Annotated in this window: 9 protein-coding genes and 1 pseudogene; 3 read left to right on the top strand and 7 right to left on the bottom strand. The window is 74.6% G+C overall.

From position 1 onward, the window contains the following. Positions 1 to 302: 302 nt before the first annotated feature. The 7 genes and pseudogenes from mgtA to KUM39_RS07060 form a co-directional block, all read right to left on the bottom strand. Positions 303 to 2,978, bottom strand: coding sequence for a magnesium-translocating P-type ATPase (gene mgtA, locus KUM39_RS07090; protein ID WP_217784550.1), 2,676 nt, complete (start codon positions 2,976 to 2,978; stop codon positions 303 to 305). Next, complete coding sequence (locus KUM39_RS07085) at positions 2,971 to 3,342, bottom strand: ArsR/SmtB family transcription factor (RefSeq protein WP_217784549.1); 372 nt, start codon at positions 3,340 to 3,342, stop codon at positions 2,971 to 2,973. The genes mgtA and KUM39_RS07085 overlap by 8 nt, the downstream gene beginning before the upstream one ends. Before the next feature lie 628 nt (positions 3,343 to 3,970). Beyond that, positions 3,971 to 4,528, bottom strand: a pseudogene (locus tag KUM39_RS28680) (TerD family protein); the annotation flags it as partial. Between the two features lie 169 nt (positions 4,529 to 4,697). Then, positions 4,698 to 5,282, bottom strand: a complete 585-nt coding sequence (locus tag KUM39_RS07075; RefSeq protein WP_217784547.1) for a TerD family protein — start codon at positions 5,280 to 5,282, stop codon at positions 4,698 to 4,700. Further along, on the bottom strand, positions 5,282 to 5,857 hold the full coding sequence (locus KUM39_RS07070; protein WP_217784546.1) for a TerD family protein: 576 nt from the start codon (positions 5,855 to 5,857) through the stop codon (positions 5,282 to 5,284). The genes KUM39_RS07075 and KUM39_RS07070 overlap by 1 nt, the downstream gene beginning before the upstream one ends. 535 nt (positions 5,858 to 6,392) lie before the next feature. Continuing rightward, positions 6,393 to 8,441: a hypothetical protein gene (locus KUM39_RS07065; RefSeq protein ID WP_217784545.1), complete on the bottom strand. Its 2,049-nt coding sequence runs from the start codon at positions 8,439 to 8,441 to the stop codon at positions 6,393 to 6,395. 183 nt (positions 8,442 to 8,624) lie between these two features. Continuing rightward, positions 8,625 to 9,209, bottom strand: a complete 585-nt coding sequence (locus KUM39_RS07060) for a hypothetical protein (RefSeq protein ID WP_217784544.1) — start codon at positions 9,207 to 9,209, stop codon at positions 8,625 to 8,627. 219 nt (positions 9,210 to 9,428) lie between these two features. Between KUM39_RS07060 and KUM39_RS07055 the strand changes: the two genes are divergently transcribed. The 3 genes from KUM39_RS07055 to KUM39_RS07045 are packed head-to-tail and all read left to right on the top strand — an operon-like array spanning position 9,429 to position 12,603. Next, positions 9,429 to 11,084, top strand: a complete 1,656-nt coding sequence (locus tag KUM39_RS07055; RefSeq protein WP_217784543.1) for a PP2C family protein-serine/threonine phosphatase — start codon at positions 9,429 to 9,431, stop codon at positions 11,082 to 11,084. Then, positions 11,081 to 12,190, top strand: a complete 1,110-nt coding sequence (locus KUM39_RS07050) for a cobalamin B12-binding domain-containing protein (RefSeq protein WP_217784542.1) — start codon at positions 11,081 to 11,083, stop codon at positions 12,188 to 12,190. Before KUM39_RS07055 ends, KUM39_RS07050 begins: the two co-directional genes overlap by 4 nt. Next, positions 12,187 to 12,603 carry an STAS domain-containing protein gene (locus tag KUM39_RS07045; protein WP_217784541.1) on the top strand — a complete coding sequence of 139 codons (417 nt, stop codon included), beginning with the start codon at positions 12,187 to 12,189 and terminating at the stop codon, positions 12,601 to 12,603. Before KUM39_RS07050 ends, KUM39_RS07045 begins: the two co-directional genes overlap by 4 nt. Positions 12,604 to 12,661 lie beyond the last annotated feature (58 nt).

Here is a 12,661-nt window from a genome sequence, read left to right as displayed (position 1 = left end):
GTCCGCCGGGCGGCGGGCCCTTCGGACGGGTGCGCGGCGGGCCGCGTGGTCCTGATCACGAGCGTCGGCGGGAACCGCCGCGCGCGTCGCGCGGTCGGCCACGGGGAGGCCGGGGAACGGTCGCCGGTGACCGCGGGAGCGCACACCCGGGCCGTACGGGGCTCCGAGGAACTCCGGGCACCTGCCGGGGCGGACGCTCCTCCATCGTAGCCAGCGGGGACGGCGCGGCGGATGTGAGCCCCGTCCCAGGTGTTCCGCCCCAGGTGTACGGATCACGAGCGCTGCCCCCCGTCGGGGCGGGCTCAGCCGGTGGGGAGACGGGTGCCGTGGCGGCGCTCGTAACGGTTTCCGGCGACGACGAGGGCGGCGGCGTAGAGGGCCAGGACGGCGCCGAGCAGGGCGTAGTACACAGCGGGGAGGGCGGTCAGACCGAGCGGCGGTCCGAGCGGAGAGGCGGGGAGGACGAGACCGACGGCGGCCACGGCGACGGCGGCGCGGGCGACCGGGCCCGGCCTGCGGGGTCCGGCGGCACGGCGGGTGCCGCGCAGCAGGACCATCACCAGGGCCTGGGTGACGAGGTTCTCGGTGAACCAGCCGGAGTGGAACACCGCCTGGTCCGCACCGGCGTCCGCTCCGTGCACGGCGAGCGCGAGCACGCCGAAGGTGGCGAGGTCGGCCACGGCGTTGAGCGCGCCGAAGCCGGTGATGAAGCGCAGCAGCCCGCGCGGGTCGAGCACGGCCGGGCGGCGCGACACGGCCGGGTGCGGGCGGTCGTGGGCGAAGGCGAGCTGGGCGGCGTCGGAGCACAGGTTCTGCAGCAGGACCTGGGCGGGCAGCATCGGCAGGAACGGCAGGAGCAGGCCCGCCGAGAGCATCGCCAGGACGTTGCCGAGGTTGGAGGAGAGGGTGACGCGCAGGTAGGCGGCAATGTTGCCGCCCGCTTCCCGGCCCGCCGCGACGGCGTGCGCCACGGCGGTGAGGTCCTTGTCGGCGAGCACCACGTCCGCGCTCTCGCGGACCACGTCGGCGGCGTGGCGCGGGGCGATCCCCACGTCGGCGGTGCGCAGCGCGGGCAGGTCGTTGACGCCGTCGCCGAGGAAGCCGACGGTGTGCCCGGCGGCGCGCAGCGCCTCGGTGACCCGCGCCTTGTGGCCGGGGGTGCACCGGGCGAACACGGTCGTACGGGCGACGGCGGCGGCCAGTCCCGCGTCGGTGAGGGTGTCGATGCGGGCGGCGGTGAGGACGGCGTCGTCGGTGACGGGGACGCCGAGGTCACGGCAGGCGCGGACGGCGGTGCCCGGGTGGTCGCCGGTGAGGACCTTGACGGTGACACCCCGTCCGGTGAGGACGCGGAGCGCCTCACCGGCGGAGGGCGCGAGGGCGTCCCGCAGGGTGACCAGGCCCCGGAAGTCCAGGTTCCGGACATCGGCGGGGCGGGGTGCGCGCCGACCCGCCGCGCGGTCGGCGGTGGCGACGGCCAGGACGCGTACGCCGTCGTCGGCCAGCCGGGCGGCCAGGGCGCGCAGCCGGTCCCGGTCGGGTCCGGTCAGGGCGCAGCGGTCGAGGACCGTGTCCACGTCGCCCTTGACGACGAGGGTGTGCACCCCGAGCCGGTCCGCGGCACGGACCACGGCGGTGGCGTGCCGCCGGTCGGGGGTGAAGGGGACGGCCGCCACACCGTCGTGGGCGGTGAGGGCGTCCTCGTCCACGGCGTCGAGGAGGGCTTCGTCGAGGGCGTCGGGTTCGGGGAGGTCGGCGAGCTGGAGGGTCCACCAGGCGTTGACGGCGGCCCAGTGCAGCACCTCGGGGTCGTCGCCGCCGTCCGGTCCGACGGCGCGGTCCACGACGGGACGGTCCTCGGTGAGGGTGCCGGTCTTGTCGAGGCATAGCACGTCCATCGCGCCGATGTCGTGCAGCGCCGGGAGCCGTCCGACGATCACGCCGTGGGTGCGGGCGAGCCGGGCGGCGCCACGGGCCAGGCAGTGGGTGACGAGGACGGGAAGCATCTCCGGAGTGAGTCCCACGGCGACCGCCACCGCGAACGGCAGGGTCTCCAGGCCCCGGCCGCGCAGCGCCGCGTTGGCCATGAGCACCAGCGGCGGGGTGAGCAGCATGAACCGGATGAGGATCCAGGAGATGCCGTGCACCGAGCGGTCGAACGCGCTGGCCGACGGCCGCTCCGCCGGGCGGGCGTGAGCGGCGGCGAAGCGGGTGCCGGCCCCGGTGGCGGTGACGACGGCGGTGGCCCCGCCGGTGGCGACCCCGCTGCCCCGAAAGCAGAGCTGGGCCGGTTCGAGGGCGCCGTCACCAGCCGGTCCGGGCAGGTCGTCGGCGGTCTTGGGCACGGGCACGGACTCACCGGTGAGGGCGGCCTGATGCACGGTGAGCCCTGCGGCGCGCAGCAGCCGTACGTCGGCGGGGACAAGGTCGCCGGGTCCGAGCCGGACGATGTCGCCGGGGACGAGTTCGGCCACGGGTATCTCGCGGGCGACGGGGTCGGCGTCCGGGTCGGCCCGGCGCAGCACGGTGGCGGTACCGGCGACCAGCTCGCGCAGCGCGACGGTGGAGCGGCCCGCGCGGTGCTCGCCGGAGGCGCGCAGGACGCAGCTCACGACGACGAGCAGCAGGATCACCGAGGCGGTGCCCCAGGCGAACACGGCGGCCGAGACCAGGCCGAGGCAGGCCAGGACGGCGGTGAACGGGTCGCGCAGACTGCGCGTGAACAGGCGGGGCCAGGACGGTTCGACCAGGGCGGGTCCGGTGTTCTCGCCGTACCGGGCGAGGCGTTCGACCGCCTCGTCCTCGGTCAGACCGCGCGGCCCGGTGCCGAGGGCGCGCAGGGTTCCAAGGACGGTGGGCACGTCACGGGCCGTCGGCGCGGTCTCCGCAGGACGCGGGTGCGGGGACGGGTCCGGGTGCGGTGCCGGGCCGCCGGGTGCGCCGGTACGCGGCCCGGACGCGGCGGGCGTCTCAGCCACCGGCCCCGTGCAGCTCGCGCACGGGTACGAGGCCGGGCTGCCCGGCGCGTGCGGTGAGCTGGCCGACCATCAGCCGGACCACGGTGACGATGTCCGGGTCGTCCACGTAGTACACCTGTCGGCGTCCTTCGCGGCGGGAGCGGACGAGCCCGGCGAGCTTGAGCTTGGCCAGGTGCTGGCTGACGGCGGGCAGCGCGCCGCCGACGCGGTCCGCGAGGCGGGTGACGTCGCACTCGCCCTGCGCCAGTGCCCACATCAGGTGCAGCCGGGCGGAGGAGGCGAGCAGCCCGAACGCGGCGGCGGCTTCGGCGAGGACCTCGGCGGCCGGATCCCGATCCTCGAAGGCACCGACGTTCCCCGTCACAGTCCTCTCCCGTCCCCTGCGTCCCCACCGGCTGCGATGTGCGGGTCCAGTGTAGGGGCCGGTACCGGGGTCAGTCCTCGTAGTAGTTGTTCACCACCATGTCGGGTTCGTCGTCGTCGAAGGCCTCGTTGAGCAGGGCACCGCCGACCAGTCCGGCCGCGCCCGCGCCGATGAGCGCACCCGCGCCGAAGCGGCGTCCGCCGCCGCCCTGCTGCTGGTGGTCGTGGTGGTGGTCGCCGCCGTAGGGCTGGCCGTACCCCTGCTGCCCGTACCCCTGCTGGGCATGGCCCTGCTGCGGGTAGCCCTGCGGGACCTGCTGCGGATAACCCTGCTGGGGCGGGGTGTAGAAGGGCGGGGCGGTGGTCTGCACCCGCTGGGCGCAGCTCCCGCACGCCTGGACCGGGCGGGGCGAGCCCCACTGCGGCGACCAGCTCACGGTAGTGGCACCGGGGCCGTGGTTGGGGTCGAAGAAGCAGGTCATGGAGGGGCTCCCTGGAGGGTACGACGGCGCGGAGTACACCGGGGCGGGCGCGGCGACGACCGCCGGGGCGGGCGCCGGGGTGGGCGTCGGCGGCTCGTACGACTTCTGCGGGGTGTAGGAGGACGCGGGCGGTGCCGTGTCGCGCAGCACGTCCACGCCGTAGTCGGCGGCGATCCCGGCGAGGCCGGAGGCGTACCCCTGGCCCAGCGCGCGGAACTTCCATTCGGCGCCGTGCCGGTACAGCTCGCCGAAGCAGAGGGCGGTCTCGCCAGCGAGGGTGCCGGGTGCCAGGTCGTAGCGGACGAGTTCGGTGCCGCTGTCCTGGTCCTGGACCCGGATGTGGGCGCGGCGGACCCGCCCGAAGTGCTGGCCGCGCGCGGCACCTTCGTAGAGCGAGACCAGGAAGACGATCTTCTCGACGGTGTCCGGGACGCGGGAGAGGTCGGCGCGGATCTGCTGGTCGTCGGGGCCGGAGGGGGCGCCGGAACCGGTGTGCCGGACCGAACCGTCGGGGCTCGTCAGGTTGTTGAAGAAGACGAAGTGCTCGTCGGAGAGCACCTTTCCGGCGGGGCCGCAGAGCAGCGCGGCGGCGTCGAGGTCGTACCCCGTGTCCGCCTGCCAGCCGAGGCCGACCGTCACCCCGGTCAGGCCGGGGGCCTGCCTGGTCAGCGACACATTGCCGCCCTTGGTCAGGGCCACACCCATTGCCGTCCTCCGCACTCGCTCCGGTAACCCGTCTTCTCGGTGATCAACGCGCGCCCGCCCGCTCCGGTTCCCATCTCGCGCACGTGCGCGATCGCCGGGCGTGTCGCGGCACGTGCCGCGACGGATGCCGGAACCGGCACCGGAGCACGCGTCAGGGCCGTCGAGCCGCTCACAGATGCGCGGCCACGGCGGGCAGCAGGTCCTCGAAGGTGCGCCCCGCGGCGGGCTCCCCCAGTGCCTGCAACTGCCAGCCCCCGTCGGCCCGGTGGAGCTTGGCCATGATCTGCGCGGTGTGCGGGCCGCCGCCGCTGAGTGTGTGACGGGCGATCTCCTGGCCGGTGTTCTCGTCCACCAGACGGCAGAAGGCGTCCTCGACCTCCGCGAAGGTCTGCCCGGTGAAGGAGTTGACGGTGAAGACGATCTGGTCGATGCGGGCCGGGACCCGCGCGAGGTCCACCAGCACGACCTCGTCGTCCCCTCCGGCGCCGCTGCCGCCGGTGAGGTTGTCCCCGAGGTGCCGTACCGAGCCGTCCTCGCTGACGAGGTGCTGGAAGAACACCACGTCCGCCAGCTGCCCGCCCGCGAACAGCAGGGCGGAGGCGTCGAGGTCGATCTCGCGGGGCCCGGCGAGCTTGGCCAGGAACCCCTTGCGCCGGGCGGCGCGCCAGCCGAGCCCCATGCGTACGGCGGTGAGCCGGTCCCCGCCGGACTTGTCGAGGCTGATCCGCTGGCCCTTGCCGAGGTTGACGCCCATCAGACGTTCACCCCGAAGTCGGCGGCGATGCCCGCGAGCCCGGAGGCGTACCCCTGGCCCACGGCACGGAACTTCCACTCGGCGCCGCTGCGGTACAGCTCACCGAAGACCATCGCCGTCTCGGAGGAGGCGTCCTCGGAGAGGTCGTAGCGGGCGAGTTCGGCGCCGCCCGCCTGGTTGACGACGCGGATGAAGGCGTTGCGGACCTGGCCGAAGCTCTGGCCGCGTGTCTCGGCGTCGTGGATGGAGACGGGGAAGACGATGCGGTCCACGTCGGCGGGCACGGCCGTGAGGTTCACCTTGACGCTCTCGTCGTCGCCCTCGCCCTCACCGGTGAGGTTGTCCCCGGTGTGCTCGACCGAGCCGTCGGGGCTGGTGAGGTTGTTGTAGAAGACGAAGTGCCGGTCGGAGGGGACGCGTCCGGAGCCGTCCAGCAGCAGCGCGGAGGCGTCGAGGTCGAAGTCCGCGCCGGTGGTGGTGCGTACGTCCCAGCCGAGCCCCACCAGGACCGCGCTCAGCCCCGGAGCCTCCTTGCTCAGTGAGACGTTTCCGCCCTTGGCCAGGGAAACACCCATGTTCCGATCCCTCCGCGCACGACTCGTCCGGAGTCCGCCGTCGCGCGGCTCCGCGACAGTGAATCTACAGCACTGTAGAAACAAGCGACTTGAAGATGCGTCGGGCGTACGCCGGAGTCCCGGCAGTCCGTGAGTGCGGGACCGGGGGCCGGGGGAAAGGACCCCGCGCGGGTCCGCCGGGTGAGAGGGCCCGCCCCCGCGAGGTGACAGCGGGGGCGGACCGGTCGTGCACCCCCCGATCGGCGCTTCCGGCGTACCGGAGGGACCGGGGGGTGCGGGACACGCGCCCCACGTGTCCGTACCCTCTTCCCGGCCCGGCGCCCCGGCGGATGCACCCTGCACGGACTTTCTCCGCACCGGCGGACCCCTCCCGGAACCGGCGGGCCGCCCGGCGGGTTTCGCTCCGGACCGGCGATCCCTTCCGGCGATCCCTTCCGGCGGCCGTCTCCCGGCACGGCGACACGGCCCGGCGGCACTGCCCGGCGTCACGGCACAGCGGTCCGGCACGGCGGGCTTCACCCCCGGACGGGCCCCCTCAGCGCCGGGCCCGCACCGTCCCGTCCGTCAACTTCGCTGTCACAACGGGCCGTTGATCACCCGAGGCACGCAGCGCGAGGAACCGTCCGGCGGCCGTGGCACCGACCGGCGTCCCCGCGTCGATACGGACGACGGACCGGCTGCCCGCCGCGAGCAGATAGCGCGCCCCCGAGGGCGCCCGCCACACGGTGTCCGCCACCACGTCCTGCCCGAAGCGGCTGCACTCGGCGGTGTCGTCGGCGCGTCCGGTCACCGTGGTGCCGCGCCCGCCGGGCGTGCGGAACTGGTACTCCACACTCCCCCGCCCCTGCCAGGTGTCCGCGCGCAGGCACACCCAGTCGGCGGCCCCAGCGCGTTCGGGCAGGTCCTGGACGGCGAACACCCAGTGGTTGACGGCCCGTACACCCTTCCCCCGCAGCTCGTTCAGGCGGCACGCGGTGCGGGCCCACGCCTCCAGCGCGGGTCCGCCGGTCGCCTCGCGCGGCGGCCGGGGGCGTTCGGCGCCGACCGGCGGCGGCATGTACGTGAGGTGGGTCGGCAGCAGCGCGCCGAGGTCGGTGAGGAGGAAGGCGTGGTTCTCCACGATCCGGGTGGAGGAGCGCAGTTGCACGACCGGCCAGCCGCCGCAGGAGCCGGAGGCGGACGGTACCGGGACGGGGCCGGTGAGACCCGTGGGCGCGATGCCGAGCGGCCTGGTGGGCCGGTCGGGTGCGGTCAGGTCGCGCAGACCCGCCTCCGCGATCCAGGGGGCGAGCAGCAGCCGCGCGGTGTCTCCCCGCCGGGCCACGACGACGGCCGCGGCGGTGGTGACGTCGGCCTGGTCGGCGTCGGCGGCCACCAGGATGGGGCGTCCGCCGCCGCGCAGGGGCTCGCTGTAGCGCACGAGGTCGTGGCCGTCGTAGAGGACGACCACGGCGCGGCCGGAGATGTCGTCGGCGAAGAGGAGCCGGGGTTCACCGGAACCGCCGGTGCGGGCGGCGCCCGCCTCGGTGGTACGGGCGGCCGGGAGCGCCGGGTCCGCCCAGGTGCGCAGGGCGCGGCCGAGAAGGGCGGCGTCGTCCTTGCGCCCGCCACGCGCGGGCCAGGCGGTGAAGTCCACGCGGGAGGTGTCGGCCCAGGTGCCGGACGGGGTGCGCAGCAGGCGGGCGGGGCTCGGGGCGGGTGCGCCGGTGCCGCCGTGCGCGATGGCGGGGGCGGTGCGGTCGTGTCCGGTGAGCGGGAGGGCCACGGCGGTGGCCACCCCGGAACCGGCGAGGACCAGGGCGAGCGCCAGGACGCGGAGGCGGTGCCTGCGGCGCAGCAGGTCGGTGGGGCGCACGTTCAGGACACACGGGTCGAACTCGGCCGCGTGCAGGACGGCGCCGGGGGTCCGAGGGTGCGGCACCTCGGCGGCGGCGGGTGCGTCCGGGTCGGCCGCGGGGTCCGCGTCCGGGTCGGTCGCGGGGTCCGGTGCGGGTGGCGGGGTGTGGTGGCGCAGGAGTTCCCCGGCGGCTCCGGCGGCCTCGCGGGGTTCGCGGACCCCGGCGTCGCGCAGGACGCGGACCACGTCGCGGTGCGGGAGTTCGTCGAGGGCGGCGAGGGCGAAGGCGGCCCGCACCGGGCCCGCGCAGCGGGCGAGGGTGCGGTCGAGGGCGAACTCCTCGGAGCCGCCGGGCTGGGGGAAGACGCGCAGCCCCCACACGGCGGGCAGTCCGGGCCGCCGTATGCGGGCGCCGAGGCCGAGGGCGAGCAGCCGGGTGCGGCCCCGGTGATCGACGGCCAGGGCGTTGCGCAGGACGCGGGTGCGAAGTACCGCGTACTCGGGGGACGGACCGGCGGAGGCGCCGGAGGCGCGCGGGCGGGACAGGACGTTCCCGCCGCGCGGCAGCGCGCTCTGCACGAGGCGGTGCGCGGTGAGGACCCGCCGGTGGCGCCCGAGGGTGTGCGGCAGGGTCACGAACGCCAGGCGGACCAGCCGGGGGTAGTGGGACACGAGCACGGCCTCGGCCTGCTCGACGTCGAGGGACCGCATGTCGGGAGCTGCGGTACGCGATCGGCGCATCGGCATGCTTATCGCCTTTTCGGAGAACTCGGTGATCCGTTCACTGCGTCAAACGAGTGAGTCGGCACCTCGTCACACGATTGGCTGTTCGGCAGCCCGCACACCCCGTCCGGCCTGCGCTTCCGCGCGGGCCGGACGGATCGGCGCGTCGCGTCGCCGCGCGGTGTCAGGTGATCCGGCCGCGCGGTCTCAGGTGATCCAGTGGTACCCGAGGGTGAAGTCCACCGTGACGGCGAAGGTGAGGTACATCAGCCAGACCGCCGTCAGGATGCGGAAGAGGCCCATCGCCCGCTCCGCGACCGGCACGCCCACCGACATGACGAACTTGCAGGCGTAGACGAAGAACAGGCCGATGAAGACGATGCCCACCGCCCAGTCGCCGGAGCCGAAGAACACGGTGGCGCCGAGGGCGGACATGACCATGTAGCCGACCGACACACCGGCGTTGACCCGGGGGTCGTTGCCCCGGTAACGGTCCCAGCCGAGGGCGAACCAGTGGATGCCGTACGCCGAGAACGCCAGCGCGGCCATGTAGACGGGGGGCTCCTTGAACACCTGGAACCACGTCAGGCCCACGAACAGGATGACGCCGGTGACGAGCTGGCAGAAGCCGGGGAGCCATATGCCCCAGACACCGAGGGCCCGGTCCACCTTGTCGTCCCGTTTGGGCCAGCCGAACAGCTCCTGAGGGCCCCAGATCAGGTAGCCGGTGCCGAGCCCGAAGAATCCGAGCGCCAGCGGCGGGAAGGCGGAGGCGGGAAATGTGATGTCCATTTCCTTACTCTGCGCCACAAATGCGTCACTCGCACGCCAAGCGGGTGATGCGTTCCGATCACGCGTTCGGCCGCGAACGTCTTCTTTCCGGCCGTCTGTGACTGGATTGTGTGGGTTGTGGGGGACGGCTTGATGGGGTCGGACGAGTACGAGAGAGTGTGAGGGCCAAGTCTTCCAGTGGAAGGTGATCGGACGCGCCGGTATGCGGGTCCGACAATCATGACGACTTTCGAAGGCCCCTCGCGTTCGGCGCAGGGCCTGATGTCCTCCGTGGGCGCCTCGTGGATGCGGGCGCCCTACCCCGCGTTGGTCGTGGACGCGGCCGGTGCCGTCGTGGAGGCCAACACCCGCGCCGCGGTGCTGTTCCCGCGCGCGACGCGCGGGGCGTGGCTGGAGGACGTGGCACCGCGCTGGCTCACCGAGGCGCACCGCCGGGCGGTCGCGGACGGCACGGACAGCCTGGGGCACGTCGGCGGGGAGCACGGCGAGTGGTCCCTGGAGGCGTATCCCACGACCGGCTCGGACGGTCACGTGGTCTGGTGGCTGGTCGACGACACCGACCGGCTGCTCGCCGAACGCGCGCTCCGCAGCGAGCAGGAGCGCACCGCCTTCCTCGCCGACGCCTCCAGCAGGCTGCTCGCGTCCCTGAACACCGAGCGGTGCATGGAGGTCACGGTCGAGCTGGCCGCCGAGTACCTCGCGGACGCGGCGGTGCTGGTCGCCCCGGCCACCGGCAAGCGGCATCCGCTGGCCACCGGCACGGGCGGCCGGGTCACCCACCACTCGCTGCGCATCGACCCCGCGATGGTGCCCGGCCTGGCCGAGGCGCTCCAGGGTTTCCCGCCGGTGCCGTCCCGCTGGATCGACCCCGCCGCGCTGCCCGGCTGGGCGGTGCCCGAGGGGTTCGCCGGTCCGGTCGGCTCGGTGGTCGTCACCCCGCTGCCCGGCCACGGGGTCTCGGCGGGCGCCCTGATCCTGCTGCGCCGCAGCGACCAGGCCGTGTTCGACGCCTCCGAGGAGGTCTTCGCACGCGTCTTCGCCGCCCGCGCGGGTGCCGCGCTGTCGGCGGCCCGGCTGTACGGCGAGCAGACCGGCATCACCGCGACGCTGATGGCCGAGCTGCTGCCGCCCGCCCTGCGGCAGGTGCACGGCGTGGAGTTCGCGGGCGGCTACCGCGCGTCCAAGGACAGCGAGCGCGTCGGCGGCGACTTCTACGACGTCCACCCCGGCGCCGGGACCGACCAGGAGACCCTGGCGGTGCTCGGGGACGTGTGCGGCAAGGGGCTGGAGGCCGCCGTCCTCACCGGCAAGATCCGCAACACCCTGCACGCGCTGCTCCCGCTGGCCGGGGACCACGGGCATCTGCTCCGGCTGCTCAACGGCGCCCTGCTGACGAGCCGGCACACCCGGTTCGCCACCCTGGTGCTCGCCTCGGTGCGCCGCCGGGGCAGCGCCACCCATCTGCGGCTGACCAGCGCCGGACACCCCGCGCCGCTGATCGTGCGGAACGACGGGACGGTGGAGCTCGCGGACACCTCCGGCACGCTGATCGGCGCGCTGCCCGAGGTCAGGTCGTCCACCACGCACCTCACCCTGCGGCCCGGCGAGACCTGTCTGCTCTACACCGACGGCGTCACCGAGGCGCACGGCGGGCCGCTCGGCGACACCATGTTCGGCGAGTCCCGGCTGCGCGCCGCGCTCGCGGAGTGCGCGGGCATGCCCGCCGAGGCGGTGGTGGAGCGGGTGCAGATGCTGGTCAGCCAGTGGCTGGACGACAACCGGCACGACGACATCGCGGTCATGGCGATCACCGCGGCCCGTACGGCGCATCTCACCGCCGTGGACGGCCACACCGCGGGCAGGTACACGGCATGACCCGATCCACCACCGCGACGGACGGACGCCCGGCGCTGCGGCGCGCCCGCCGCGACCTCTGGCGGGCCGTGTGCGACCGGGACGAGCACGCGGCCCGGCAGGCGGTGTTCACCTGCCTCGACACCGGCACGGGCGCCGAGGCCGTCCTGCTCGACGTCATCGCCGCCGTGCAGCGCAAGGTCGGCACCGAGTGGGCCGCCGACCGGTTCACGGTGGCCCAGGAGCACGCCGCGACCGCGATCCACGACCGGGTCATCGCCGCGATGGCGCACCACGTCCCGCCCCCCGAACCCCGTCCCGGCGCCGGGACGGTCACCGTGGCCTGCGTGGACGGCGAGTGGCACGCCCTGCCCGCCCGCATCCTCAACGAGGTGCTGCGCCATCGCGGGTACGGCACGGAGTTCCTCGGCGCCCAGGTGCCGACCCCGCATCTCATCGCGCATCTGCACCAGACCGCCCCGGACGCGCTGGCGCTGTCGTCGTCCATCGCGACCCGGCTGCCCGACGCGCACACGGCGATCACCGCCGCGCAGGCCATCGGCGTCCCGGTGCTCGCCGGGGGCGGCGCCTTCGGCGCGGACGGCCGCTACGCGCGGCTGCTCGGCGCGGACGCCTGGGCGCCGGACGCCCGCGCCGCCGCGGCGGTCCTCGACGCCCGGCTGCCCCGGCCGCGCACCGGCGCCGTACGGCAGACCCTCGAAGACCTGCCGCACCTGGCCGACCAGGAGTACACCCTGGTCTGGCGCAGCAAGCGGCAGTTGGTGAAGAACACCCTGGGCGGGCTGGAGACGCGGCTGCCCGCGATGCGTGCCTACAGCGAGGAGCAGCGGGAACGCACCGCCGAGGACGTCGCGCACATCGTGGACTTCCTCGCCGCCGCCCTCTACACCGACGACGCCGGTCTGTTCACCGGGTTCCTCACCTGGACCGGCGACATCCTCCAGGCGCGCGGCGTACCGGCCAGGGTCCTCGACCCCGGTCTCGCGCTGCTCGGTGAGGAACTGAAGGACTTCCCGCGCGCGGCGGACTTCCTCGCGCGCGGGCGTGCCACCCTGGACGACCGCTCCGCCACTCCCCCGTCCCCCACCCCCTCCCTCGACACATGACGACGATGCACCACGACGACAGTTTCGATCTGACGACGGTCCGGGACGAGGCGGGTGATCCCCGCATCGGCATCGTCGGTGCCCTCGACTGGGACACCGCCGACGATCTCACCCGGACCGCGTCGGCCTGCCTGGGCGCCGATCCCGCGCCCCGCCGTCTGAGTCTGGACTGCGCCCGGCTGACGCTCTGCGACTCGCTGGGGCTGGCCTCGCTGCTGATGATCCAGCGCCGGGCCGCCGAGGTGGGCACGCTGCTGCGTCTGCTCAACCGCCCGCCCTCGCTCCAGCGGATTCTTGAGATAACGGGCACCTCCGACGTGCTCGCCGCGAACGGCGCCGAGACCGGGGAGCTGACCCCGCCGGAGCCGGACCGCGCGACGACGGGCGCGCCGCTGCCGCCGCCCCAGACCTGACGGCGGGCGCTCCGGCGCCGACCGTCACGCGCCCCGGTCCGTACCGGGGCGCGTCCCG

Origin of the sequence: Streptomyces corallincola, from assembly GCF_019104725.1 — a bacterium.
In the GTDB taxonomy this organism is placed as follows: Bacteria; Actinomycetota; Actinomycetes; order Streptomycetales; family Streptomycetaceae; genus Streptomyces; species Streptomyces corallincola.
Note: the sequence above shows the minus strand (reverse complement) of the source record. Positions and strands in the feature narration are given on the sequence as shown.